General features: G+C 56.4%; 19 protein-coding genes. 12 read left to right on the forward strand and 7 right to left on the reverse strand.

Annotated elements, in window-relative coordinates; genetic code table 11:
- Positions 1-91: 91 nt before the first annotated feature.
- The 4 genes from tyrB to ABLU73_RS14805 all read left to right on the forward strand — a co-directional run bounded on the left by tyrB (position 92) and on the right by ABLU73_RS14805 (position 3,098).
- On the forward strand, positions 92-1,285 hold the full coding sequence (gene tyrB, locus ABLU73_RS14790) for an aromatic amino acid transaminase (protein WP_043519217.1): 1,194 nt from the start codon (positions 92-94) through the stop codon (positions 1,283-1,285).
- 191 nt (positions 1,286-1,476) lie between these two features.
- Positions 1,477-2,190, forward strand: coding sequence for an acid phosphatase AphA (gene aphA, locus ABLU73_RS14795; protein WP_004206302.1), 714 nt, complete (start codon positions 1,477-1,479; stop codon positions 2,188-2,190).
- 131 nt (positions 2,191-2,321) lie between these two features.
- Positions 2,322-2,738 (forward strand): secondary thiamine-phosphate synthase enzyme YjbQ, encoded by a 417-nt coding sequence (locus ABLU73_RS14800; protein ID WP_004206303.1) that lies wholly within the window; start codon positions 2,322-2,324, stop codon positions 2,736-2,738.
- A 3-nt stretch (positions 2,739-2,741) separates the two neighbouring features.
- Positions 2,742-3,098, forward strand: coding sequence for an MmcQ/YjbR family DNA-binding protein (locus ABLU73_RS14805; protein WP_004206305.1), 357 nt, complete (start codon positions 2,742-2,744; stop codon positions 3,096-3,098).
- Here ABLU73_RS14805 and uvrA read toward each other — a convergent pair whose 3' ends face one another.
- Positions 3,099-5,924, reverse strand: a complete 2,826-nt coding sequence (gene uvrA, locus ABLU73_RS14810) for an excinuclease ABC subunit UvrA (protein ID WP_023291635.1) — start codon at positions 5,922-5,924, stop codon at positions 3,099-3,101.
- A 251-nt stretch (positions 5,925-6,175) separates the two neighbouring features.
- On the opposite strand from uvrA, the gene ssb1 reads away from it, so the two are divergent.
- Positions 6,176-6,700 (forward strand): single-stranded DNA-binding protein SSB1, encoded by a 525-nt coding sequence (gene ssb1, locus ABLU73_RS14815; protein ID WP_004151744.1) that lies wholly within the window; start codon positions 6,176-6,178, stop codon positions 6,698-6,700.
- 121 nt (positions 6,701-6,821) lie between these two features.
- On the opposite strand, the gene ABLU73_RS14820 is transcribed toward ssb1, so the two are convergent.
- The gene (locus tag ABLU73_RS14820) at positions 6,822-8,402 is read right to left on the reverse strand and encodes a lytic transglycosylase F (RefSeq protein WP_053810875.1); all 1,581 of its coding nucleotides are present in this window, start codon (positions 8,400-8,402) and stop codon (positions 6,822-6,824) included.
- A gap of 588 nt (positions 8,403-8,990) precedes the next feature.
- Here ABLU73_RS14820 and ABLU73_RS14825 point away from each other — a divergent pair.
- Positions 8,991-11,249 carry a TonB-dependent siderophore receptor gene (locus ABLU73_RS14825; RefSeq protein ID WP_043519224.1) on the forward strand — a complete coding sequence of 753 codons (2,259 nt, stop codon included), beginning with the start codon at positions 8,991-8,993 and terminating at the stop codon, positions 11,247-11,249.
- A 264-nt stretch (positions 11,250-11,513) separates the two neighbouring features.
- Here ABLU73_RS14825 and ABLU73_RS14830 read toward each other — a convergent pair whose 3' ends face one another.
- Both ABLU73_RS14830 and ABLU73_RS14835 read right to left on the reverse strand, forming a co-directional pair.
- A complete protein-coding gene (locus ABLU73_RS14830; protein ID WP_094311165.1) occupies positions 11,514-11,882 on the reverse strand; it encodes a helix-turn-helix transcriptional regulator in 369 nt (122 codons plus the stop codon).
- Positions 11,883-11,915: 33 nt separating this feature from the next.
- The gene (locus ABLU73_RS14835; protein ID WP_017900111.1) at positions 11,916-13,676 is read right to left on the reverse strand and encodes a tannase/feruloyl esterase family alpha/beta hydrolase; all 1,761 of its coding nucleotides are present in this window, start codon (positions 13,674-13,676) and stop codon (positions 11,916-11,918) included.
- Positions 13,677-14,300: 624 nt separating this feature from the next.
- Between ABLU73_RS14835 and bamA the strand changes: the two genes are divergently transcribed.
- On the forward strand, positions 14,301-16,724 hold the full coding sequence (bamA, locus tag ABLU73_RS14840) for an outer membrane protein assembly factor BamA (protein WP_032456847.1): 2,424 nt from the start codon (positions 14,301-14,303) through the stop codon (positions 16,722-16,724).
- A gap of 550 nt (positions 16,725-17,274) precedes the next feature.
- Complete coding sequence (iraM, locus tag ABLU73_RS14845) at positions 17,275-17,628, forward strand: anti-adapter protein IraM (RefSeq protein WP_004206315.1); 354 nt, start codon at positions 17,275-17,277, stop codon at positions 17,626-17,628.
- A 38-nt stretch (positions 17,629-17,666) separates the two neighbouring features.
- Here the strand turns inward: iraM and ABLU73_RS14850 are convergent, their stop codons facing one another.
- Genes ABLU73_RS14850 through ABLU73_RS14860 form a run of 3 tightly spaced genes read right to left on the reverse strand, consistent with a single transcriptional unit; the run spans position 17,667 to position 20,225 of the window.
- The gene (locus ABLU73_RS14850; RefSeq protein WP_049093109.1) at positions 17,667-18,428 is read right to left on the reverse strand and encodes an inositol monophosphatase; all 762 of its coding nucleotides are present in this window, start codon (positions 18,426-18,428) and stop codon (positions 17,667-17,669) included.
- 10 nt (positions 18,429-18,438) lie between these two features.
- Positions 18,439-19,458 (reverse strand): LacI family DNA-binding transcriptional regulator, encoded by a 1,020-nt coding sequence (locus ABLU73_RS14855; RefSeq protein WP_043519228.1) that lies wholly within the window; start codon positions 19,456-19,458, stop codon positions 18,439-18,441.
- A complete protein-coding gene (locus tag ABLU73_RS14860; RefSeq protein WP_004206319.1) occupies positions 19,455-20,225 on the reverse strand; it encodes a ribonuclease Z in 771 nt (256 codons plus the stop codon). Before ABLU73_RS14860 ends, ABLU73_RS14855 begins: the two co-directional genes overlap by 4 nt.
- Positions 20,226-20,387: 162 nt before the next feature.
- Between ABLU73_RS14860 and ABLU73_RS14865 the strand changes: the two genes are divergently transcribed.
- Genes ABLU73_RS14865 through ABLU73_RS14880 form a run of 4 tightly spaced genes read left to right on the forward strand, consistent with a single transcriptional unit; the run spans position 20,388 to position 24,336 of the window.
- The gene (locus ABLU73_RS14865; protein ID WP_264924104.1) at positions 20,388-21,419 is read left to right on the forward strand and encodes an ABC transporter ATP-binding protein; all 1,032 of its coding nucleotides are present in this window, start codon (positions 20,388-20,390) and stop codon (positions 21,417-21,419) included.
- A gap of 29 nt (positions 21,420-21,448) precedes the next feature.
- A complete protein-coding gene (locus ABLU73_RS14870; protein ID WP_004206323.1) occupies positions 21,449-22,588 on the forward strand; it encodes an extracellular solute-binding protein in 1,140 nt (379 codons plus the stop codon).
- 60 nt (positions 22,589-22,648) lie between these two features.
- Complete coding sequence (locus ABLU73_RS14875; RefSeq protein ID WP_004206325.1) at positions 22,649-23,479, forward strand: ABC transporter permease subunit; 831 nt, start codon at positions 22,649-22,651, stop codon at positions 23,477-23,479.
- Positions 23,479-24,336 (forward strand): ABC transporter permease subunit, encoded by an 858-nt coding sequence (locus tag ABLU73_RS14880; RefSeq protein ID WP_004206327.1) that lies wholly within the window; start codon positions 23,479-23,481, stop codon positions 24,334-24,336. Before ABLU73_RS14875 ends, ABLU73_RS14880 begins: the two co-directional genes overlap by 1 nt.
- Positions 24,337-24,357 lie beyond the last annotated feature (21 nt).

Here is a 24,357-nt window from a genome sequence, read left to right on the forward strand (position 1 = left end):
GGTCACTTTCCCCTCAACATCCTCTCGACCTGCCGTCATATCCGGTTTATTGTGTAAGAACCTGCCCCATGTAAACCTGGAGATACATCGCGTGTTTCAAAAAGTTGACGCCTACGCCGGCGACCCTATTCTTTCTCTGATGGAACGCTTCAAAGAAGACCCGCGAAGCGACAAAGTCAACCTGAGTATCGGGCTGTATTACAACGATGACGGCATTATCCCGCAGCTGCAGGCGGTGGCGGAAGCGGAAGCGCGCCTGAACGCCGAGCCGCACGGCGCCTCGCTGTATCTGCCGATGGAAGGGCTGAGCGGCTACCGCCAGGCAATTGCGCCGCTGCTGTTTGGCGCGGAGCATAGCGCGCTTAAGCAAAACCGCATCGCCTCCATTCAGACGGTCGGCGGTTCGGGCGCGCTGAAGGTCGGGGCCGACTTCCTCAAACGCTACTTTCCTGAGTCTCATGTCTGGGTCAGCGACCCGACCTGGGAAAACCACATTGCCATATTTGAAGGGGCTGGCTTCGAAGTAAGTACTTACCCCTGGTTTGATAAAGCCACCAACGGCGTGCGCTTTGAAGCGCTGCTGGCGACGCTGCAAACGCTGCCGGCGCGCGACATTGTGCTGCTGCACCCCTGCTGCCACAACCCGACCGGCGCCGACCTGACGCCGGAACAGTGGGATCGTGTGGTGGAGATCCTGAAAGCGCGTCAGCTGATCCCGTTCCTCGACATCGCCTACCAGGGCTTTGGCGCAGGGCTGGAAGAGGATGCCTACGCCATTCGCGCCATCGCCAGCGCCGGGATGCCGATGCTGGTCAGCAACTCGTTCTCCAAAATTTTCTCCCTGTACGGGGAGCGCGTCGGCGGCCTGTCGGTGGTCTGTGAAGACAGTGAAACCGCAGGCCGCGTGCTTGGCCAACTGAAGGCCACCGTGCGCCGCAACTACTCCAGCCCGCCGAGCTTTGGCGCGCAGGTGGTGGCGACGGTGCTGAACGATGCCGGGCTGAAATCCACCTGGCAGGCGGAAGTGGACGCCATGCGCGCGCATATCCTGACTATGCGTCAGGCGCTGGTCGACGCGCTGCAGCAGGTTGCCCCGGGCAGCGATGTGGATTACCTGCTCAAGCAGCGCGGGATGTTCAGCTACACCGGCTTCAGTGCGGCGCAGGTGGATCGCCTGCGCGACGAGTTTGGCGTCTACCTGATTGCCAGCGGACGCATGTGCGTGGCGGGGTTAAACTCACGTAATGTTCAGCAGGTCGCGAAAGCCTTTGCCGCGGTAATGTAAGCCGCTCTCCAGCAGGTTGTCTCTGCCGGTCAACGGGCAGGGGCAACCCCCTCTGATTGTGATCATCCTCTTTTTCTATGACATCTACGCGAAAAAGGCTTTTCATCCCTGTCGCCTGCGGGTAAGGTCGGGGCGTTACTAAGCATGCACATTATTGAAAACAATAATGATTGATAGATTTAGGGATAAATATGCGCAAACTTACTCTCGCCCTTGCGGCGGCTTCTCTCCTGTTCACGCTGAACAGCGCCGTAGTAGCGCGCGCCTCCACGCCACAGCCGCTGTGGGTCGGCACCAACGTGGCCCAGTTGGCCGAGCAGGCGCCGATCCACTGGGTTTCGGTGGCGCAAATTGAGAACAGCCTGCTGGGGCGTCCGCCGATGGCCGTCGGCTTTGATATCGATGACACCGTTCTCTTCTCCAGTCCTGGTTTCTGGCGCGGGCAAAAAACCTTCTCTCCCGGCAGTGAGGATTACCTGAAAAACCCGCAGTTCTGGGAAAAAATGAACAACGGCTGGGACGAATTCAGCATGCCAAAAGAGGTGGCGCGCCAGCTGATTGCCATGCATGTGAAGCGTGGCGACAGCATCTGGTTCGTCACCGGCCGCAGCCAGACCAAAACAGAAACCGTTTCTAAAACCCTGCAGGATGATTTTCTTATCCCCGCCGCCAATATGAACCCAGTGATTTTCGCTGGCGATAAGCCGGGTCAGAATACCAAGACCCAGTGGCTGCAGACGAAGCAGATAAAGGTTTTCTATGGCGACTCGGATAACGATATTACCGCCGCCCGCGAGGCGGGCGCCCGCGGGATCCGCGTGCTGCGTGCCGCCAACTCCTCCTATAAGCCGCTGCCGATGGCCGGCGCGCTGGGGGAAGAAGTGATCGTCAATTCCGAATACTGACAGGCGCCAGAACGCGATAAACGGCAGCGGTGACGCTGCCGTTTTTTTATGCAAAATCCGGGGTGGAAGGTTTTACCTTTTCACGTATTGCTGCACACTTAGAGGGATTCATTCGCAAAAAGGAGTCGATGATGTGGTATCAGCAAACCCTGACGCTTGGGCCTAAATCCCGTGGTTTTCATCTGGTCACCGACGAAATCCTCGGCCAGATCCGCGGGCTGTCCGGGGTGAAGGTCGGCCTGCTACACCTCCTGCTCCAGCATACTTCCGCTTCCCTGACGCTCAACGAAAACTGCGATCCCACCGTCCGGTATGACATGGAGCAGTATTTTCTTAACGCCGTGCCGGACAATGCGCCGTACGAACATGATTATGAAGGCCCTGACGATATGCCGTCGCACATCAAATCATCGATGCTTGGCGTGTCGCTGATGCTGCCGGTCGAGGACGGACGCGTCAGGCTGGGGACCTGGCAGGGCATCTGGCTGGGGGAGCATCGGATACACGGCGGTTCGCGGCACATCGTTGCGACGCTCATGGGGGAATAAAAGATGACAATTTCGGAGTTATTGCAGTACTGCATGGCGAAGCCGGGAGCAGAGCAGAGCGTCCACAGCGACTGGAAAGCCACGCAGATTAAGGTCTCGGACGTGCTGTTTGCCATGGTGAAGGAGGTCGAAGACCAGCGGCCGGCGGTTGCGCTGAAGGCGAGCCCGGAGCTGGCGGAGCTGCTACGGCAGCAGCATCGCGACGTCCGGCCCAGCCAGCATCTCAATAAAGCACACTGGAGCACCGTCTTTCTGGATGGCTCGCTGCCGGATTCGCAAATCTACTACCTGGTCGATGCGTCTTATCAGCAGGCGGTGAAAATGCTGCCGGAGCCGGTCCGGCAGCAGCTTTCTCGCTAATTATTTTAGCATCGGCTTCAGGAAGCGCGCGGTGTGCGAGGCTTCGCACTCGGCGACGGTTTCCGGGGTACCGGAAACCAGAATTTCGCCGCCGCCGCTGCCGCCTTCCGGGCCGAGATCGACAATCCAGTCGGCCGTTTTTATCACGTCGAGATTGTGCTCAATCACCACGATGGTATTGCCCTGATCGCGCAGCTGGTGCAGCACTTCCAGCAGCTGCTGGATATCGGCGAAGTGCAGACCGGTGGTCGGCTCATCGAGGATATACAGCGTCTGGCCGGTACCGCGCTTGGACAGCTCGCGCGCCAGCTTGACGCGCTGCGCCTCGCCGCCGGACAGGGTCGTCGCCGACTGGCCGAGACGGATATAGGTCAGACCCACGTCCATCAGGGTTTGCAGTTTACGCGCCAGCGCCGGTACGGCATCAAAGAACTCGCGCGCTTCTTCGATAGTCATATCCAGCACTTCGTGGATGGTTTTGCCTTTGTACTTAATCTCCAGCGTTTCGCGGTTATAGCGCTTACCTTTGCACTGGTCGCACGGTACGTAGATATCCGGCAGGAAGTGCATTTCGACCTTGATCACCCCGTCGCCCTGGCAGGCTTCGCAGCGACCGCCGCGGACGTTAAAACTGAAACGGCCCGGCGTATAGCCGCGGGAACGTGATTCCGGCACCCCGGCGAACAGCTCGCGCACCGGCGTAAACACCCCGGTATAGGTCGCGGGGTTGGAGCGCGGCGTGCGGCCGATCGGGCTCTGGTCGATATCGATGACTTTATCGAAGTGCTCCAGCCCCTGAATATCGCGATACGGCGCCGGTTCGGCGATGGTCGCGCCGTTAAGCTGACGCTGGGCAATGGGGAACAGGGTGTCGTTGATCAGCGTGGATTTACCCGAGCCGGAGACGCCGGTGATGCAGGTAAACAGGCCCACCGGCAGGGTCAGCGTCACGTCTTTCAGGTTGTTGCCGCGCGCGCCGGTTAGCTTGAGGACTTTCTCCGGATCGGCGGGCACGCGCTGCTTCGGCACTTCAATTTTGCGCTTACCGCTCATGAACTGGCCGGTCAGGGATTCCGGTACCGCCATAATGGCCTCCAGCGGCCCTTCCGCCACCACCTGGCCGCCGTGGACCCCGGCCCCGGGGCCGATATCGATCACATGGTCGGCGGCGCGAATGGCGTCTTCGTCATGCTCAACGACGATCACCGTGTTGCCTAAATTACGCAGGTGGATCAGGGTCCCGAGCAGGCGCTCGTTATCGCGCTGGTGCAGGCCGATGGAGGGCTCATCCAGGACGTACATCACGCCAACCAGTCCGGCGCCAATCTGGCTCGCCAGTCGGATACGCTGGGCCTCGCCGCCGGAGAGCGTTTCCGCCGAGCGGGAGAGCGTCAGGTAGTTGAGGCCGACGTTGACGAGGAACTTCAGGCGATCGCCAATCTCTTTCAGCACTTTTTCGGCGATTTTCGCCCGCTGGCCGGAGAGCTTCAGATTGTTGAAGAAGTCCATCGCGTGGCCGATGCTCATATCGGAAATGGTCGGCAACGGGGTGTTTTCCACAAACACATGGCGCGCCTCGCGGCGCAGACGCGTACCGTCGCAGCTGGCGCACGGGCGATTGCTGATGAACTTCGCCAGCTCTTCGCGTACCGCGCTGGATTCCGTCTCTTTGTAGCGGCGCTCCATATTATGCAGCACGCCTTCGAACGGATGGCGGCGCACCGAGGTGTCGCCGCGGTCGTTCATGTATTTGAATTCAATATTCTCTTTACCGGAACCGTACAGGACCACTTTCTGCACGCTGGCGCTGAGGGTGCCCCACGGCGCTTCAACGTCAAACTTATAGTGCTCCGCCAGCGACTTCAGCATCTGGAAGTAGTAGAAGTTACGCCGATCCCAGCCGCGGATGGCGCCGCCCGCCAGCGACAGCTCCGGATTTTGCACCACGCGATCGGGGTCGAAATATTGCTGCACGCCGAGACCGTCGCAGGTCGGGCAGGCGCCCGCCGGGTTGTTGAAGGAGAACAGGCGCGGCTCCAGCTCGCGCATGCTGTAGCCGCAGATCGGGCAGGCGAAGTTGGCGGAAAACAGCAGCTCTTCCGCTTTCTCATCATCCATATTGGCCACGATGGCGGTCCCGCCGGAGAGCTCCAGCGCGGTTTCAAACGACTCGGCCAGACGTTGCGCCAGATCGTCGCGCACCTTGAAGCGGTCGATGACCACCTCGATGGTGTGCTTCTTCTGCAGCTCCAGCTTCGGCGGATCCGAGAGATCGCAGACTTCGCCGTCGATCCGTGCGCGGATATAGCCCTGGCTGGCGAGGTTTTCCAGCGTTTTGGTGTGCTCGCCTTTACGCTCTTTAATAATGGGCGCCAGCAGCATCAGACGCAGGCCTTCCGGCTGGGCGAGGACGTTATCGACCATCTGGCTGACGGTCTGCGCCGCCAGCGGCACGTCGTGGTCCGGACAGCGCGGCTCGCCGACGCGGGCGTACAGCAGACGCAGGTAGTCGTGAATTTCGGTAATAGTACCCACCGTCGAGCGGGGGTTGTGAGAGGTTGATTTCTGTTCGATGGAAATCGCCGGCGACAGCCCTTCGATATGGTCGACGTCCGGCTTCTCCATCAGCGACAGGAACTGTCGCGCATAGGCGGAGAGCGATTCGACGTAGCGACGCTGGCCTTCGGCATACAGGGTGTCGAAAGCCAGTGAAGATTTGCCAGACCCGGAAAGCCCGGTGACGACAATGAGTTTGTCGCGCGGGATAACGAGGTTGATGTTTTTGAGATTATGGGTGCGGGCGCCCCGAACTTCGATCTTATCCATTCACCTTTCCCGGTAGGTAGATACACGGATTGCCTGGTTTGCTTGAAGGACAAACGGCAGAAACGGCTAATTATGACACAATTTAACCTGAATGAATATACAGTATCGGAATGCAAATTCAGGTCGAGTGTGCAACAATGTCGTAGCCGGGTACTATCTCTGGAATCAGCCTCGCAGCTATTAAAATGCTACGTGGAAATGGTACACTCGCGCGTTTACACTATTAAGAAACGTATTCAGGAGACACGAACATGGCCAGCAGAGGCGTAAACAAGGTGATTCTCGTCGGTAATCTGGGGCAGGACCCGGAAGTACGCTACATGCCAAGTGGCGGCGCAGTCGCCAACTTCACGCTGGCAACTTCCGAATCCTGGCGTGACAAGCAGACCGGCGAAATGAAAGAGCAGACTGAATGGCACCGCGTTGTGCTGTTCGGCAAACTGGCTGAAGTCGCTGGTGAGTATCTGCGTAAAGGCTCTCAGGTGTACATTGAAGGCCAACTGCGTACCCGCAAGTGGACCGATCAATCCGGTCAGGATAAATACACCACTGAAGTGGTGGTAAACGTTGGCGGCACCATGCAGATGCTGGGCGGCCGTCAGGGCGGCGGCGCACCGGCAGGCGGCGGACAGCAGCAGGGCGGTTGGGGTCAGCCTCAGCAGCCGCAGGGCGGCAACCAGTTCAGCGGCGGCGCGCAGTCCCGTCCGCAGCAGCAGGCTCCGGCAGCGCCTTCCAACGAACCGCCGATGGACTTCGACGACGATATCCCGTTCTAAGGCCTGCCTTAAACGCAATATCCACGTAGTTAACACAGAAAGCCCCGGTTTCGCCGGGGCTTTTTTTATGATTATTTCACCACCGCCTCAGAAGTGGTTTTGACCGCTGGCCGCAAGCGCTTCAGGCCGCGGGCACCTGAGCGGTCGCGGGCATCGCCACGCTGGGCTGCGGTTTGGCTGGCGGCGCCACCGGCTCCTGCCGCGGCGCCGCCGTCGCTTTCTGTTTGCGGGCCATGTCATCGACGATCAGCCGATAGGCGATGTAATACTTATAGATATTGCTGACGTAGGTCACCGTTTCCGCGCCGATTTTTTCTGCCGCCAGATTTTCGACGTTACCGAACCAGACGTTTGGATCAAACCCGCGCTGTTTGGTCATGGTGCGCAGGCGGGCGATACGCGCCGGACCGGCGTTGTAGGAGGCAAAGGCAAATAGCGCTTTATCCAGCCGGGTCATGGGCTCATCAGCATAGTAACGATCTATCATCCAGCGCATATATTTCACGCCAGCATGAATATTGGGATCCAGCTGTTTAATATCGCCCACCTTCAGCTCTTTTCCGGTGCGGGGCATCACCTGCATCACCCCGACGGCGCCAACGTGGCTTCGAACCGACTGGTTCAGCCGCGACTCCTGGTATCCCTGGGCCGCCATCAGCAGCCAGTCGACATCATAGCGATCGCCATATTTACGGAAGACGTCCACCATGGCGAGGAACTTGCGCCGTTCCTTACTCGCTGCGGCATTTTTAACATATTGGGCATTTTTCAGGTAACGCAGCAGCAGGGTATTACCCAGCGTGGTGCCCTGACGATTCTTTTTCACGAAGTTGTTCAGCAGCGCCAGCAGCTGTGGGCTGTCCTGGCGTACCGCCCACGCAATGTTGCCGCCGTCGCGCAGCACCACGTTGTCATGGACCTGGATTTTCGGAAATACCTGTTTCCAGAAAACCGCTTTATGCTGATCGACGACGATCAACGGCACCAGCCCGGCGTTGAGCATTTCCAGCAGATCTTCATCCTCCAGCGCTTCCGGCGCCGCTTCCAGGGTAACCGGCGGTCGTGACTCGCTGGCAAATCGGGCGTTCAGCGCTTGCAGACTTTCGTAATAGCTGGAGGAGCGGCGAACAAAGACCGTTTGACCGGAGAGCTGCTCCAGACTGTCGACCTTCGGCGATGCCGGGCCGGAGATCAGTAATTCTTTCACGTTGCTGTAGAGCGGTTGGGCGAAATCGACCTGGGCTTCCCGCGAGGGCGTGATAGTCAGGTTGGCGGCGGCGATATCCCCTTTACCTTCATTAAGCGCGGTAAAGAGATTATCCCGACTGACCGGCACAAAAACGATGTGCAGCTTCAGGTGGCGCTGTTTTAGCTTTTTATCTTTCGCCAGCTGTTTATTCAGATCGTTTTCCAGCGCGATAAAAATGTCGTGCGTTGCCCCGCGCTGGGTGCCTTTATCAATAAAAAAGAAGGTCTTGCTGTAGGTGGTTAATACCCGGATGGTGCGCCGATCGAGCATGCCGGGCAGATCGCCTTTCCACGGCTGCAGCATGTCGTCGATATGGATCGACAGCGTATTGTCTTCGGTTGCCACCGGCGGCGCGATTTCCGCCTCCGCCGCCAGCAGAAAAGGGGCGAATAACAGCGTCGCGAGGCAGGTAAGCCAGGCGATAAACAGGCGTGATAGCGAGTTGGCGTTCATGGAGGAGCACTCCGCAGGGGGATGTGTTTATTTTAGCAGAACGGCCGCCGTTAGCTGGGTATGACATGGGGGAAAAGGTGTAACGATACCGACAAAGAGTCTTTCGCAAATAGTATTACTTACTATTAATGTGCTTTTGTCTTTAATTTAACTATGGAGATAATGTGATAAAAATATGTTTTTTTAATGATGAATAGAAAGTGATGATTTTATTTTTACTTTATTCTCTTCCATTTGTTTTTTGGTAACCAGCTGATTGGTAAATGTTATTTTATTTTTCTCTGATATTGATTATTATCATCTTGATAATGAATCTCATTTTTATTACCGTAACACGGCACATTACTCTAATGACACGCTGTCTGGATTACGCTATCAAAGAATAGCGCGCAGCGCTTTTTCTCTAATGATGAAACAGGGCACTTAATTTTATTATGCCTCACGCTGTCTTCTTATTCCCATTAATGCCGGGAAGGCGCTGGCCTGCGCCAAAATCTGGCGAGGCGCTGAGGCAAGTATTTTATCCCATTGTTTTTTCAATTGGGGAAGGCGTTATGCCCGACAGCAACAGAAAACAGGGCATATTCTATGAAATACACGTCTCTCTTCCCGCTGGGGATCGCCATTCCTCTGTTTGCCTGTAGCGTGCCGCTGCAGGCGACAGAGAGCGTTATCGAACCATCGACGTCTGACGAGAGCACCCCCACTGCTGAAAATCACGAGGAAACGATGGTGGTGACTGCCGCCAGGCAGAACCTGCAGGCGCCGGGCGTGTCGACCATTACTGCGGACGAGATTCGCAAACATCCCCCCGCCCGCGATGTGTCGGAGTTAATTCGCACGCAACCCGGAGTCAATCTGACCGGTAACTCCACCAGCGGTCAGCGAGGCAACAACCGGCAAATTGATATCCGTGGGATGGGACCAGAGAACACTCTGGTGCTGGTCGATGGAAAACCGGTCACCAGCCGTAACTCGGTGCGGTATGGCTGGCGCGGCGATCGTGATTCCCGTGGCGATACCAACTGGGTGCCGGCAGAGATGATCGATCATATCGATGTGATCCGCGGCCCGGCGGCGGCGCGCTATGGTAATGGCGCGATGGGCGGGGTCGTCAACATCGTGACCAAACCGACCACGCCTGAATGGCATGGGTCGTGGAATACCTATATGAATGCTCCGCAGCATCGTAAAGAAGGGTCGACGAAACGTACCAACTTTAGCCTCAATGGTCCGCTGTCAGACAGTGTCAGCTTCAATCTCTGGGGTAATTTGAGTAAAACCCAGGCCGATGCTCAGGACATTAACGCCGGTCATGAAGCCGAGCGTACAGGCTCCTACGCGGGCTCTTATCCCGCCGGACGTGAAGGGGTGGTGAACAAAGATATTCACAGTAAGCTGCGCTGGGAGTTCGCCCCGATGCAGGCCCTGGAGTTTGAGGCCGGCTACAGCCGACAGGGCAACCTCTATGCCGGCGACACACAAAACACCAATACCAGTACGCTGGTGAAGAGTATGTACGGGAAAGAGACTAACCGTCTCTACCGGCAAACTTATGGCGTGACATGGACCGGCGGCTGGGATAATGGCGTGACCAGCAACAGCTATGCCCAGTACGAACACACCCGCAACTCGCGAATGAATGAAGGGCTGGCGGGGGGGACGGAAGGGATCTTCTCCAGTAGCGAGTTTTCAGATATCGATCTGGCCGATGTTCTGCTACATAGCGAAGTGAATATTCCGTTTACGCTGGGGGTCGATCAGAATCTGACGCTGGGGACAGAATGGAATCAGCAGCGGATGAAAGATGGCGTATCGACAACCCAGGCGCTCTCTTACGGAACTATCGATGGCGTATCGGCTACCGGTCGTAGCCCGTACTCCAGCGCCGAGATCTTCTCGCTGTTTACCGAAGATAATATGGCGCTAACGGACAGCACCATGCTGACACCCGCTCTGCGCTTCGACCACCACAGCATCGTCGGCAATAACTGGAGCCCCTCACTGAACCTGTCCCAGGAGCTGACGGACGACTGGACGCTGAAGCTGGGCATTGCCCGCGCTTACAAGGCGCCTAACCTCTACCAGTTGAACCCGAACTATATTCTCTACAGCAACGGTCAAGGCTGTTACGCCAGTAGTTCCGCCTGCTATCTGATGGGGAATAGCGACCTGAAAGCGGAGACCAGCGTTAATAAAGAGATTGGTCTTGAGTATAAGCATGAGGGCTATCAGGCGGGAATCACCTGGTTCCGTAACGACTATCACAACAAGATTGAGTCAGGGTACGCGGCGGTGGGCACTGCCAGCAACGGCACCACCAATATCTATCAGTGGGAAAACGTACCAAAGGCGTTAGTGGAAGGCCTGGAAGGAACGTTGAATCTTCCGATGGGGGAGACGGTTAACTGGAGCAATAACCTGACATGGATGCTGCAGAGCAAGAATAAGACGACAGGCGACCGACTGTCAGTGATCCCGCAGTTTACCCTGAACTCGACTTTGAGCTGGCAGGTCCGTGAAGATCTCTCTCTGCAGAGCACCTTTACCTGGTATGGCCGACAGAAACCAAAACGCTTTAATTATAAGGGCGAGGCGGTCAGCGGCAGCGAATTAAACGAAGTCAGCCCATACAGTATTGTCGGTCTCAGTGCGACCTGGGATGTGAACAAAAACCTGAGCTTCACCAGCGGGATAGATAACCTGTTTGATATCCGCCACTATCGGGCAGGGAATGCGCAAACGACCGGCAACGCGACGACGGGAGCTTATCTGTATGGCGCGGGTGCCGAGACCTATAACGAATCGGGGCGGACCTTCTTTGTGAGCGTAAATACTCACTTCTGATGGTGCTGATGAGAATGAAACCGGGTGCAGCGCGGCCCGGTTTTTTTATTTCAGATGAGAGCGGTGGAAACAATTATAAATGGTGACAAAATCTTCACGCCCTCTACATTATTAGCTCAAAATATCCTTTTATACTGATTTCCGTCGCGCAAGGTCGTTGATCCCGATCGGGCTCGATAATAGCACCCTGCTATTTCCCTTCTGCAATACCCCCTGTCCCCCTTCCATTCCCAACCGCAGCGATGCGGAGGAGGGGGACCTTCCTTATTTTTGCCGGGTGACCTGATGACGATATTGAGTGGGTGTGAGCGCATGATATTTTTTGAAGGTACGATTAAACGCACTGAGATCGTCATAACCAACCATAATACAAATATCGACAATACGGTAACCAGGCGTCGTCAGCAATAAACGGCGACAGAGCGACATGCGCTGCTGGCGGATATATTCCATCGGCGATCGATCAAAATAATGACGGAAGAGCCGAAACAAATGCCAGGAGGAATAACCAGAGATATCGCTCAGATCGTCGACGGTCAGTTTCTTATCCAGATTATTATCGATCCACAAGAGCAGGTCGCTTAATACCGATTGCTGGAGCGTTTTGCTATGCATGATTGAGGCCAATCCCAAAAACGAAGGGCTCCTCAATGAGGAGCCCTTGATTTATTGAACGGTGAGCTCGCCGTGGCGAACCTGATAATTTTTTTGGTTATCAGGGCCAATAAAGTCGCTGGCGGGTTTTGCCACCTGCAGATGACCAAACGCGGTTGATTGCTCTGCATGATAATTTTCGCCGTCATTCACGTTGCCGTGCCCGTTATAACGGGCAATGGCCGGGAAGGGATACACCGGACGCGTTGCGATAACGGCTGGAGCGGCGTCAGCGTAAGGCTGACTGACTTTCTGCACGCCGTGAAACTGCGTTTGGGCATCTGGTTTTTCTGTCATCGGCGGCAGCCTGGCGGCGGCTGGCGCCCGTTTGCCGGCCATAATCTCTTGCGGCGCGATGCCTTCCTCGGTCCAGCGCATCAGCGGGGTAAGGAGATCAATTTGATCGTAACCTTCGCCATTACCGCAATGTGCTACCCCAGGCAGCAGGAATAACCGCAGGAAGGAATCCGTTGCGGCATGGCCCATCTCTGCTTCTACGCCGCGGTAATAGGCGATAGAAAAGGCTGGGCTGACGGAGTCATCGGCCAGACCGTGCCAGAGGATAAGCTTGCCGCCGCGCTGCTGATAGGCATGAAGATTGGTATTTGCCGCATTATAGAGCGGTGCCAGTTGAGCGACGGCGTCAAAATTCTGCTGATTAAGTGGGAAATCCCGCATCGATTGGATCTTCTGTTTTCCTCCCGGCAGGAGCACGGATTGCAGAGCCGGTAGTACCATCATTTCCGACATTGAGTGGCCGGTCGGCGTCTCCGGCACCGGCCAGCGTAGCTCGGAGCCCAGCGGAAGACCGCCAGCGACGAACTGGGCGCCGTGGCTGTCGTAAGCGCCGCGGTAGAGCTTTTTCACTACCTCAATCTCTTCCTGTGTCAGGCAGGCGGAACGGTCCTGAGCGTTGGCAGGACAGCGGGGGAGCCAAGTCTCAGAGAACTGACAGGCATAGGGGTTTTGCAGGATGCCGTCCTGCACGCCGGAAAGCGTCGGACAGTGAGCCAGTATGGCCTGGTGAATCAAAGGTAAGCGATCTTTCAACAAGATAGCGGTACCGTCCGGACGCTGATTGGCGGCCACATTCCAGCCGTGGAAGAAGGAGTTCTGAAACTGGAAAAAGGCCGCTGGCGCGCCAGCGCTGATACCGTCAAAATCCTGCGGAAAGCGCTGCGCTTCCATCAATGCTTCGCGACCGCCGTCTGAGCAGCCCATAAAGTACGCGTACTTTGGCGGCTGGCGGTAAAGCGTCTGCATCACCGCTTTGGCCAGCACTGCGGTCAGGTGGTTGGCGCGCCAGGCAAAATCGATGCGCTTTTGCGGATCTTCTGCCCATGACGCATCCATCATACTGCCATGGTGCCCCATATCGGTTGCTGCCACCACAAACTCGCCGTTCATTGCCGGCAGGCAGCCGCTGGCATTCGACAGACTCAGGTTAATACTCCCGCACAGTCCGCCGCAGCCGACCTGCAAGAAACGTTGACTCCAGCGCTGGGTCGGCAGGGCAATCTGCACGCCAATCTGGGGGGCGATAGTGGCGCTCACCTTGCACCAGCTTCCCTGCGCGGAGGTCTGCATTTCAGTGTGGTTGATCGTGACCTTTGCGCCAACGGCGGCGCTGAAGTCGGTAGCGCTTAGCGCATCGCATGTTAGCGCGGGGAGAACAATCGGCAGACTGGAGGCCGCCTGCGTGGGTGAAGCGAACGATAACCCAACGAGGGTGCAGAGAATGATAGGTAACATCGTTTTAAGTAAGCGTGTCATACGCGATTCCCTGTGATTGATGATGGGAGGCGGCAGGATGGTGAAGCCTATGCCTCACCTTCCCTGGCGAGGCGCCACTGCTTGGCTATTGTAGATAACGATAGACTTTCCTTGATGCCTTGATAAGGCGTCCCTACTGTATTCTGCTATTTTGAGGAAAATATGGAGATGTTCGCCATCGGCGTCTGGTGGTGAATACAAGATAAAATGTTGTGATGTCGATTGCATAATTTATTCAATTTCTCTTCATTATATCTGCTGGCTTTAAGAATATGATTGTGCCTGTTCCTGGTGATTCCAGTGAACAACATTCCTAACGAGATCCTTCCCCCTTTCCATTAGCAAGAAAGGGGGCTTTTTCAATAAAGACCGTTCAGGTAAATCTAAATATAGCTCTGGTGTTGGCCATTAGAACCACGGCGTTCAGGAAAAGTTCCATCATTAAATATATTTTTAAACATGATTTAACATCCTTTTTTTCTCCATTTTGTCGCCATAATTGCATGTAATTCTGCGCCTCGCTCAGGTTATTTCTGTCGCATATCTTAGATACGCATCCTGAACAAATAAGCTCAACGCCAGCAGATAACTGCTATTGCTCATTATCTCGTAGACGACACATTCATGTTAAAAAAGACTCATATCATCAGCGGATTATTGATTACCCCTTTAACGCTGTACGCCGCAACCTCATATCAAGTTGATGATATCCGTTTTGAAGGGCTGCAGCGCGTGACCGTCGGGGCGGCGCTATTAAGTATGCCGTTGCACGCGGGAGAAGCGGTGACGGCAGAGGAAGTCAGCGAGGCAGTGCGCGCGCTGTATGCGAGCGGCAATTTCGAGAATGTGCAGATCCTGCGCGATGGGAAAACGCTGGTGGTGCAGGTTAAGGAGAGGCCCACTATTGCCAGCATCAGTTTTTCCGGGAATAAGTCGGTGAAGGATGATGCGTTAAAGGAAAATCTCACCGCGACAGGTATTTCAGCAGGTAGCGCACTGGATCGAAATTCGCTTAGCGAAATAGAAAAGGGGTTGCAGGATTTCTATTACAGCGCGGGGAAATACAGCGCGCAGGTTCACGCTGTGGTGACACCGTTACCGCGTAATCGCGTTGACTTAACGTTCGTCTTTCAGGAAGGCGTATCGGCGAAAATCGCACAAATAAACATTATCGGTAATCAGGCGTTTCGGGAAGAGACGCTCCTGGACCAGCTTCAGCTACGCGATAATGTGCCGTGGTGGAATGTGGTAGCGGATAAAAAATATCAGAAACAGAAGCTGGAAGCCGATCTGGAAACGCTGCGCAGTTTTTATCTCGATCGCGGCTATGCGCGCTTTGCGATCCAGTCCACGCAGGTCAGTATGACGCCAGATAAAAAATCCCTGTATATCACCATCACCCTCAATGAAGGCGAACGTTATCAGGTCGACCGAACTCAGGTGACAGGCGACCTGGCGCAGCATGGACCGGAGATCGAGGCCCTTGCCCAGCCGCTGGCGGGGGCATGGTATAGCGGGGCGCAAGTCACCACGGTTGAAAATGAGATCAAAAAGCGTTTTGGTAAGTATGGTTATGCCTGGCCGCAGGTGACGACCACGCCGGAAATCGATGACGCGCATCATCGTGTGACGCTGCATATTCAGGTCAACGCCGGCCGCCGTTACTCGGTACGCCAGATCCGCTTTTCCGGTAACGACACCTCCCGGGACGCGGTGTTACGTCGTGAAATGCGCCAAATGGAAGGGGCGTGGCTCAACAACGAAAAAGTCGAGCAAGGGAAAGTACGTCTTGATCGAACGGGTTTTTTTGAGAACGTTGAACAGCAGATCGTTCCGGTCAATGGAACGGCGGATCAGGTCGATGTGGTCTACAAGGTGAAGGAGCGCAACACCGGCTCATTCAACGTGGGCCTGGGATTTGGTACGGATAGCGGCGTGAGCTATCAGCTTGGCGTGACGCAGGATAACTGGCTGGGTACGGGCAATAGCGTGAGCTTCAATGGGACGCGCAACAGCTATCAGTCTTATCTTGAACTGGGGGCGACGAACCCGTGGTTTACCGTCGATGGCATCAGCCTGGGCGGAAAGATTTTTTATAACAGCTATGATGCTTCCGATGCGGATGCCGGGAGCTATAACCAGCAGAGCTATGGCTTAGGCAGTACGCTAGGGTTTCCCATTAGCGAAAATAACTCCCTGAACCTGGGGCTGGATTATGTCCATAATCGCCTGACCAATATGGATCCGGAGCTGACGACCTGGCGCTACCTCAGCTCTCGGGGAATCGAGCCCAGCGTGGTGACGAAAGATGGCGACAGTGGCGCAAAATATAGCGCCAACGATTATTTTGTGAGTCTTGGATGGGGCTACAACGATCTCGATCGCGGCTTCTTCCCGCGTGCGGGAAACAAGAGCAGCCTGAGCGGTAAAGTGACGCTCCCTGGTTCGGATAATAGCTACTACAAACTCTCTTTTGACACCGCCCAGTATCTGCCGCTGAGCGAAAACAAGCGCTGGGTCTGGATGGAACGCCTGCGCGCAGGCTATGCTGGCGGGTTAGACGGCAAAAGTGTGCCGTTCTACGATAACTTTTACGCTGGCGGTTCGTCGTCGGTGCGCGGCTTCTCTTCTAACACCATTGGGCCTAAAGCGGCTTATTACCGCTGCAATGGTAGCGAAAGCAGCTATAGCGCCTGCCCGCTGGACGCCTCGTCTGATGCGGTCGGCGGGAATGCCATGGCGGTGCTGAACAGCGAATTTATCATTCCAACCCCCTTTGTGAATGACAAATACGCCGATAGTCTGCGAACCTCGCTGTTTGTTGACGCGGGGACGGTCTGGAGCACCTCCTGGCACAACACCGCGCAGACGCTGGCGGCAGGTATCCCTGACTACGGCGATCCGAGTCATATTCGTCTCTCCGCGGGGATTGCCGTGCAGTGGATGTCTCCCCTTGGTCCACTGGTCTTCTCCTGGGCAGAGCCGTTTAAAAAGTACGATGGTGATAAAGCAGAACAGTTTCAGTTTAATATCGGCAAAACCTGGTAGGGCCTCAGCGGGGCTTGTTAGACCGGCGTGGCAATATTCTGTGGACTGTCTTCCGACATAGCGATTGAGCAGAATATGCTCAATCGCTATGTCGATATTATCGCTAAGGAATGCGATCTGGCGGGACACCCGCGACATTTACCCGAGCGCGGTCTGAGGGCCTCGCGGAGCTGGTGACGTACGACGAGGTAACCGCGCAATAAATAGCTGCCTGCTACGCTCCTCTTTTCTTGCCAACCGCGGGTAATGCTCAGTGCTGCATCATCTAATACCAATGACTGAGGCCTCATCCAGAGGGACTAAGACGTATTGTCAATTAAGTTTATATTATCTTATTTTTTATTATATTTTCTTTTTTAAGGTTAATTTGGCTGTTTTTTATCGGGCCTAATCATAAATTTCGAGAGGAAAATGAAACGTTACTAATAATGGGTTGTGTTGTTAGGAATTGTCTTAAGTCACATAATTGTCAGGGACGCTTGCGGTTTATAATAATGAATGCTATCACTATATACGGTAACAATTTGTAGCATCTGTATAAGGAAGGAATATGAAATGGACTATTCTTAATACTCTGATCTGCCCGCAATCCGGCATCGCCTTTTCGGCAATATCCAGTCTGCGTTTCTTAAAATTTATCATGTGGTACGAGGCCGATGTGATCCTGCTGCCCGGCGAGTCGATGAAGCTCTATTCCTCGAGAGTTTTAATTAATGACCAGTATCATTCATTAAAAATCTACAATATTACGGTGTACGATGAGGCGCAATGGGAAAAATTACGTGAGCGGCCATCTTGCCCATACCATGCCGGCGGCGAGCGGTCTGACTCCTGTTTTTACCAGTCCTTTTGCGCAATTAAGCGCTGTCCGAATAATATTCCCCGCAGCGAACCCTGGCGGTAGTCAGTCCACGCCGCCGGCCAGCCGCCGGCGGCGTGGCGTTATTTCGCCAGCAGGGCCGCCAGCCGCGGCTGGACGCTTGCGCAGCCCGCCAGCACGAGGTTGCCTCGCCGCAGACCCTCATTGGCGAGAAACGCATTGCACTTTCCACCCGCCTCCTCAATCAACAGCATGCCTGCCAGCGCGTCCCAGCTGTTCATATGCGCTTCATAATAGGCATGGAGCTGGCCGGCGGCGACATGCGCCAGCATCAGGGCCCCCGCGCCGAAGCGGCGATATTCCAGGCCGGCGTCGAGCAGGGTCGCGATGGCCTGGGCGTAGTCGCTGGCCGGGGCGCGGCTGGAACGGCCCATACCCACCACCACCGCATCCGGATCCGGTTCGCGTAGCGTCAGACGCTGGCCGTTGAGATACGCGCCTTCGCCGCGGCCGGCGAAGAAAAACTCATCGCGATCGGGAGCGTAGATAATGCCAAGCGTCAGCTCGCCCTGGCATACTCGCGCCAGCGAGATACACCAGTAATCCATACCGAGGATAAAGTTGGTGGTGCCATCGACAGGGTCGAGCACCCAGACGGTCTGTTCATCGCCAGCAAAACCGCTCTCCTCGCCGAGGAAACCCTCCTGGGGAAAATGGGCCTGCAGCCAGCCTTTAATCTGTTGTTCTACCGCGAGATCCGCCTGCGACACAAAGTCCTGGCGCGATTTTTTATCGACCTGTAATCCCGCATCGCGCAGCGCCTGGGCGTGGGCGCCAGCCTGGCGAATCAAGGCGCATAATGACTCTCGTTGTGCTTCCGTCATAGTCCTGCTCTCAGATAACAAAGGGCGACGTGCGCCGGTGAATTAATGTCACCTCCACCCAGGTGGTGCGTGAAGGTTGTAAAGGGTCGGCGGCGCGCTCCTGCAGCCGGGTAAGCGCCTGGCGGGAAATCGCCGCCACATCCTGATGTAGGGTGGTGAGCTGGTAGCTATATTGCGCGGTCGGCGGCGTGTTATCAAAACCAATCAGCTGGTAATCCTCAGGCGCCTGTTTGCCGCGCTGGCGCATTCCATCGAGAAAGCCACAGGCAAGCTGGGCATTGGCGCAAAAGATCCCCTCAGGCACCTCGCCAGCGAGCGCCGCGGCCTGCTCACCGCCGACGTAGCCCTCTTCCGGACAGGCGAGGTGCGCCAGGTCGCGTTCGATGTTCACTCCGCGCGTCTGTAGCGCCCGGCTGAACGCTTCCCCGCGCATGCGTCCGGCCCAGGTGGAAGGGTGAGTATTGAGCCAGCCGAAGCGCCGACAGCCGCTGCGCAACAGCTGGTCGGCGGCCAGCTCGGCGCCAGCGGCGTTATCAGAGCAGACATAATCCACCCCGGGGATCGTCGGTTGACGGTTAATGCCCACCACCGGAATATGCTGGTGAACGCACTCGTTCACCAGCGCTTCCGGCGGCTGGCCGGAGGTAACGATAACTCCGGAGACGCGAAACTGAGCGAAACGGCGCAGGGTGTGCGCCAGATCCTGCTCGCTATGGATCTCGCTCACCAGCGCCTGAAAGCCCTGGCGTTGGATCTCGTTGAGCAGGGCATCAAGCAGGGCGCTGCGAAAAGGATCGCTGATGCGCGAGACGATCACGCCGATTAAGTGGCTGCGCTGGCGGTTCAGCCCCTGGGCGAGGAAATTAACCTGATACCCCAGCTCTTCGGCGGCGCGCAACACCCGCGCCCGGGCATCGGGAGAGATGCTGCCGTTGCTGCTCAACGCCCGGGACACCACCGCCCGGGAGACGCCCGCTCGCCGGGCAACGTCCTGGGCAGTGACGCTGGGTTTACGGGGTGCAGGGCTCATAGGATATGCGCCTCGTCGTTAAACGTGGGACGCGGCAACGTTAAGGCGAGCCCATCCCGGGAAACGAATAAACCCGGCCACGGCTGGCAGGCCTGCTTCAGCGCCGGCAGGGAAGCATCCTCGCAGTGATAGAGCCCCAGCGCTGGGAGCTGCAGCGTTCTGAACAGCATCAGGCAAGAGGGGAAATCGCCATGAGAGGCGTCATCGTCCAGAGCCGCCACCGAGGCACACTCCTGAAACGCCAGCCCGGCGCCGGCCATCAGGGCCATCGAGTCGGCGGTCGGCCGGCCATCGCCGCTGTAAAACAGCGTCTGCCCGGCAATGGTGATACGGATGGCGCGATTACTCAGCTCATGCTGGGTGGGGGCAGTGCGGATCTGCCAGTCCTGCCACGTCCAGGCGTCGCGACACGCTTGCCAGTCGAGGGTGAAGCCAAGCTCCGCCTGCGGCCAGTTCGCCAGCGCGGCCAGCTGCTTGAGCACCGGCTGCTGCGCCGGCTGGCAGTAGATAATCAACGGCTTCTGGCGGGAGCCGCTTTTCCAGTAATTCAGCAGCGCCGTCAGACCGGTGCAGTGGTCCGGATGAACGTGGGTGAAGTAGATCGCGTCGATATCGTTGACCCCGCCGCCGCGCTGCCAGAGCGCGCGGGGAACGGTGGGGCCACAGTCGATTAACCACTGTTTGTTGTCCGCGTCGATTACCCGCAACGCGGAAGTATTTTGCGTGCAGGAAAAGGCGCTCCCGCAGCCAAGCACATCTATTTTCATTTACCCTCGCAAAAAATTTTTGTCGCTTAATTAAATTGTCATAAATACCCGACAAAGTAGGCTCACATCATGTCGAGTCAACGTTGCATTTTTTTTACAGCTAAATGAACACGTGTTCATACCAATAAAAAATGCCCGCAACAGCGCTTTCAGGTAGCGAATATGAGTTATTTAAAGATCTCTGGCCTTAAAATTAGTTATGGCGATAAAGTGGTTTTACATAATATCGATCTGGCGGTCGAGCAGGGGGAGATGATCGCCCTGCTCGGCCCTTCCGGATGTGGAAAAACCACCCTGCTGAATGCCCTCTGCGGTTTTATTCCGGTGGAAAGCGGGGAGATCGCCATCGCCAGCCGATCGATCACCCATCAGGTGCCGGAGCAGCGCAATATCACCATGGTGTTTCAAAGCTACGCCCTGTGGCCGCACCTGACGGTGGCGCGCAATATTGGCTATGGCCTGAAGCTGCGCAAATGGCGCGGGGCGGATATCACACGGCGAGTGGCGGAGCTGCTACGGATCGTCAATCTCGACGGGCTGGCTGACGTGAAGGTGACCGAACTCTCGGGCGGCCAGCGGCAGCGGGTGGCGCTGGCGAGGGCGCTGGCGATAGAGCCTCAGGTGCTGGTGCTGGATGAGCCGTTATCTAATCTGGATGCCAAAGTGCGGCTCAATGTGCGCCATGAAATTAAATCTCTGCAAAAGAAACTCGGCTTTACGTCATTAATTGTCACCCACGATCAGCAGGAGGCATTAGTGATGGCGGACCGAATTGCGGTATTAAACCAGGGGCGAATTGAGCAAACCGGCACGCCGGAACAAATATATCAGCGACCCGCGACACCCTTCGTCGCTGATTTTATGGGCGCCGATAATAAAATAACCTCTGATGAAATATCCGCTGCCGCAATATCCGGTTTATCCGCTGCTCAGCAGGGTGAAAAAGTCATTTATTTTCGCAGCGCCGATGCCACGCTCGCTGAATTAACGCAGCCCGCGCCGCAGGAAGGGCTCGCCCTGGAGGGGATGGTGGAGCAGAGCGCGTTTCTGGGCAATCTGTATCGCCACAGCGTGCGCTGTCATGACCGCCTGCTGCAGGCCGACTCCGCTCAGTGCTGGCCGACGAAAAGCCGCGTCAGGCTCCATGTGCCGATGCCGGCCCTCCATATTTTTCCTTTACCACTATCACAGTGATATCAGCGTGTTCATTCTGGGGACAATCCATGTTTACTAAGACGAAAGCAGCGATCTTAACGACCCTCTGCCTGAGCGTTAGCGCCCAGGCCGACACCTTTCTTAACGTCGCCACCGCGGGCGATCAGAATATGGTGGATTACGTGAAAACCTGGCTGGGGCCAAAATTTGAAGCCGCTCATCCCGGCGTCAAGGTGCGGGTGATCGGTACCGGCCCAGGCGACGCCGGGTCGAATAAAATTAGCGAGAAGCTGAGCGCCCAGCAGGAGAGCGGCGCGCAGCAATGGGATATCGACGTCGCCGTGGTGCATCAGAAGGCGGGCGGGGAGCAGGTGGAAAAGGGATTGCTGCAAAAATATCGCCAGGATATTCAGACCGGCGGCATGGTGAGCTCGCCGAGCGCCACCCAGGCGCTGGGCGTTAACGTCGACGGATACGTCATGCCGATGTTCTTAAGCCAGACCGCTATCGCCTGGAACAGCGATCTCGTCAATACGCCACCGGCGTCGTATGACGAGCTGGTGGCCTGGACGCAGAAACATCCTCAGGCTTTTGGCTATAACGGCATCAAGAACGGCATGTCCGGCGTTAGCTTTGTGGTGGGCTGGATCTACGCCTACGGGACCGACGCCGAGCGCCTCTCCTCCGCGCCTTATGATAAAAGCGTCGAAAAGGGCTGGCAGCAAGCCTATGAGAAACTGAAGGCGTTCAATAAAAATGTCACTTTCACTCCGGGCAACGCTGGTACGCTCGACATGCTAAGTCGGGGAGAGATTGCCATGGGCCCGGTATGGGTCGACATGTTCTATAGCTGGAAAGATCAGGGCAAGCTGCCGCCATCGATTAAGCTCGCTTTACTGGCCCCGGGCATGCCGGGTCAGCCGATGTATTACGTCATTCCGGCGAAAGCGGCGAATCCGCAGCTGGCGCGCGACTTTATCGCGCTGGCCACCAGCCCGGAAGTGCAGGCGCAGGGGATCGTTAAGCAGTTCAACTGGTATCCGGGCATCGACGCCGGGCAGGTGAAGCCGAAGCTGGATGCAGCGACCTGGCAAAAACTGTTTGCCGAAATCTCGCCAGAAGCGTTGGCGAAGTATGGCAAAAGCTTCCCGATCGCTCCCTACTTTGACGATATCAAAGAGGGTTACGAAAGCCAGGTGGCCAATTAACCCTTTTTCCAGCCCGGGTCGCCGACCCGGGCGCTTGCTTGTGCCAACGCCAGGTTCTTTATGTCCAGTTCATTAAAATATTTGCTGCTGGTTGCCCCGGCCGCGCTGATGGTCGCGATCTTGTTTTTGTATCCGCTGGGGTTTTCGCTGGTCTCGGCGTTTACCGCGCCGGGACAGCCGTTCACCCTCGATCATTTTCGCAAGGTCTACGCGCTTTACGCCAACGATGTGCTCTTTTCGCTGCTTATCGTGCTGATCTCGGTGGCGTTGTTAGCGCTGATCGCCATTACCCTGTCGGCAGTGATTGCGCTGTCGCCTTGCCGGCCCGTTGTTCGCCTGCTGGGTTTTTTGTATCGCCTGCCGCTGTTTATTCCTTTTATCGTCGTCGCTCAGATGATGCGCACTTTTCTCGCCAAAAATGGCCTGATGAACAATGCGCTGGTGGCGGCCGATCTGGTCAGGCCGCTGGAGACCCTCTCCTGGCTGGGATGGAAGGGAATTGTCATTACCTTTGTCTGGAAGCAGCTGGCCTTTGCTACGCTGTTGATCTGCGGAGCGATGGCGGCGCTGGAGCCGTCGCAGATCCTCGCCGCACGTAACCTTGGCGCCTCCCGGCCGCGGCTGCTGTTCGATATTATGCTGCCGCAGGTCCTGCCGACCATCGGCGTGGCGCTGGTGCTGTCGACGGTAACCATGATGTCGGTGCTGTCGGTACCGCTGATGATCGGCGTGGGGACGCCGACGATGCTGACCGTGGATATGGCGTTTCGCGTCAATTCCTATGGTGATTACGCGGTGGCGAATGCGCTTGGCGTGGTGTCGCTGGCGATCTGCGGCGCGCTGTCGTGGTTTTACCTGCGCCATAGCCTGCAGCAAAAAGGCGGTGAATGATGAAAGCGCTGAACCTTGCTTCCTCTCCGTCATGGTGGGTAAGAGGACGCCGTAAAGTGAACGCCAGCCCGGTGCTGCAGACCCTGCTGCTGCTGTTTATGCTGCTGGCGATGTTTGGCCCGCTTCTGAACCTGTTGATCTGGACCGTAGCGGAAAGCTGGTATTTTCCCCATTCGCTGCCCAGCCAGTGGGGCCTGAAGTACTGGTATCAGGTTTTCAATCCGTACAGCGATGTCTCCAGCTCGCTGTTAACCAGCATACTGATCGCCCTGCTGTCGGTGGGGGTCTGTTTGCTGATTTCCGTTCCCGCCGGCTATGCGCTTTCCCGGCGGAAAATGCCGCTGCGGGTGCTGTTTATGCTGCTGTTTCTCCTCCCGCAGGCCTTTCCCAACCTGACGGTATACATGAATATTGCTCGTCTGTTTTACCAGTGGGGCTTGAACGGAACTATCGCGGGGGTGGTGCTGGTGCATAGCGTCCATGGTCTGATGTACTCGGTGTGGATCTGTGTGGCCGCGTTTTCAGCCATCGACCCGCTGCTGGCGCGGGCATCGCGTAACCTGGGCGCCGGACCGGTGTATACCTTCTGGCACATCGTGCTGCCGCAGGCGGCGCCAGGGATCGTTGCCGCCTGCATCTTTGTTTTTCTGGAGTCGTTGGATGAGTTTACCGGCACCTTCTTCGTCGGGGCGCCGGATATCACTACGCTGCCGCTGCTGCTCTATAACGCCAGCATGTCGGGTAACTATCAGGTCTCGTCGATTACCGCGCTGATTTTGCTGGTGCCATCGCTGCTCTTTATGGTGGTGATCCATAAATTTATGCGTCCGGAGATGATGGCGAAATTGGGGAAATAAGAGCTGCAGAAAACGAAAAAG

Source organism: Klebsiella sp. GG_Kp175 (genome assembly GCF_040062325.1).
GTDB classification, from domain to species: domain Bacteria; phylum Pseudomonadota; class Gammaproteobacteria; order Enterobacterales; family Enterobacteriaceae; genus Klebsiella; species Klebsiella quasipneumoniae.

Bases quoted from the DNA above. Each gene is read 5' to 3' on its own strand.
- ABLU73_RS14870 (WP_004206323.1), top strand. From the start codon at position 21,449: ATGTTTACTAAGACGAAAGCAGCGATCTTAACGACCCTCTGCCTGAGC.
- ABLU73_RS14835 (WP_017900111.1), bottom strand. From the start codon at position 13,676: ATGACACGCTTACTTAAAACGATGTTACCTATCATTCTCTGCACCCTC.
- ssb1 (WP_004151744.1), top strand. From the start codon at position 6,176: ATGGCCAGCAGAGGCGTAAACAAGGTGATTCTCGTCGGTAATCTGGGG.
- aphA (WP_004206302.1), top strand. From the start codon at position 1,477: ATGCGCAAACTTACTCTCGCCCTTGCGGCGGCTTCTCTCCTGTTCACG.
- ABLU73_RS14880 (WP_004206327.1), top strand. From the start codon at position 23,479: ATGAAAGCGCTGAACCTTGCTTCCTCTCCGTCATGGTGGGTAAGAGGA.
- ABLU73_RS14875 (WP_004206325.1), top strand. From the start codon at position 22,649: ATGTCCAGTTCATTAAAATATTTGCTGCTGGTTGCCCCGGCCGCGCTG.
- uvrA (WP_023291635.1), bottom strand. From the start codon at position 5,924: ATGGATAAGATCGAAGTTCGGGGCGCCCGCACCCATAATCTCAAAAAC.
- ABLU73_RS14825 (WP_043519224.1), top strand. From the start codon at position 8,991: ATGAAATACACGTCTCTCTTCCCGCTGGGGATCGCCATTCCTCTGTTT.
- ABLU73_RS14860 (WP_004206319.1), bottom strand. From the start codon at position 20,225: ATGAAAATAGATGTGCTTGGCTGCGGGAGCGCCTTTTCCTGCACGCAA.
- ABLU73_RS14820 (WP_053810875.1), bottom strand. From the start codon at position 8,402: ATGAACGCCAACTCGCTATCACGCCTGTTTATCGCCTGGCTTACCTGC.
- ABLU73_RS14850 (WP_049093109.1), bottom strand. From the start codon at position 18,428: ATGACGGAAGCACAACGAGAGTCATTATGCGCCTTGATTCGCCAGGCT.
- bamA (WP_032456847.1), top strand. From the start codon at position 14,301: ATGTTAAAAAAGACTCATATCATCAGCGGATTATTGATTACCCCTTTA.
- ABLU73_RS14865 (WP_264924104.1), top strand. From the start codon at position 20,388: ATGAGTTATTTAAAGATCTCTGGCCTTAAAATTAGTTATGGCGATAAA.
- ABLU73_RS14805 (WP_004206305.1), top strand. From the start codon at position 2,742: ATGACAATTTCGGAGTTATTGCAGTACTGCATGGCGAAGCCGGGAGCA.
- iraM (WP_004206315.1), top strand. From the start codon at position 17,275: ATGAAATGGACTATTCTTAATACTCTGATCTGCCCGCAATCCGGCATC.
- ABLU73_RS14800 (WP_004206303.1), top strand. From the start codon at position 2,322: ATGTGGTATCAGCAAACCCTGACGCTTGGGCCTAAATCCCGTGGTTTT.
- ABLU73_RS14855 (WP_043519228.1), bottom strand. From the start codon at position 19,458: ATGAGCCCTGCACCCCGTAAACCCAGCGTCACTGCCCAGGACGTTGCC.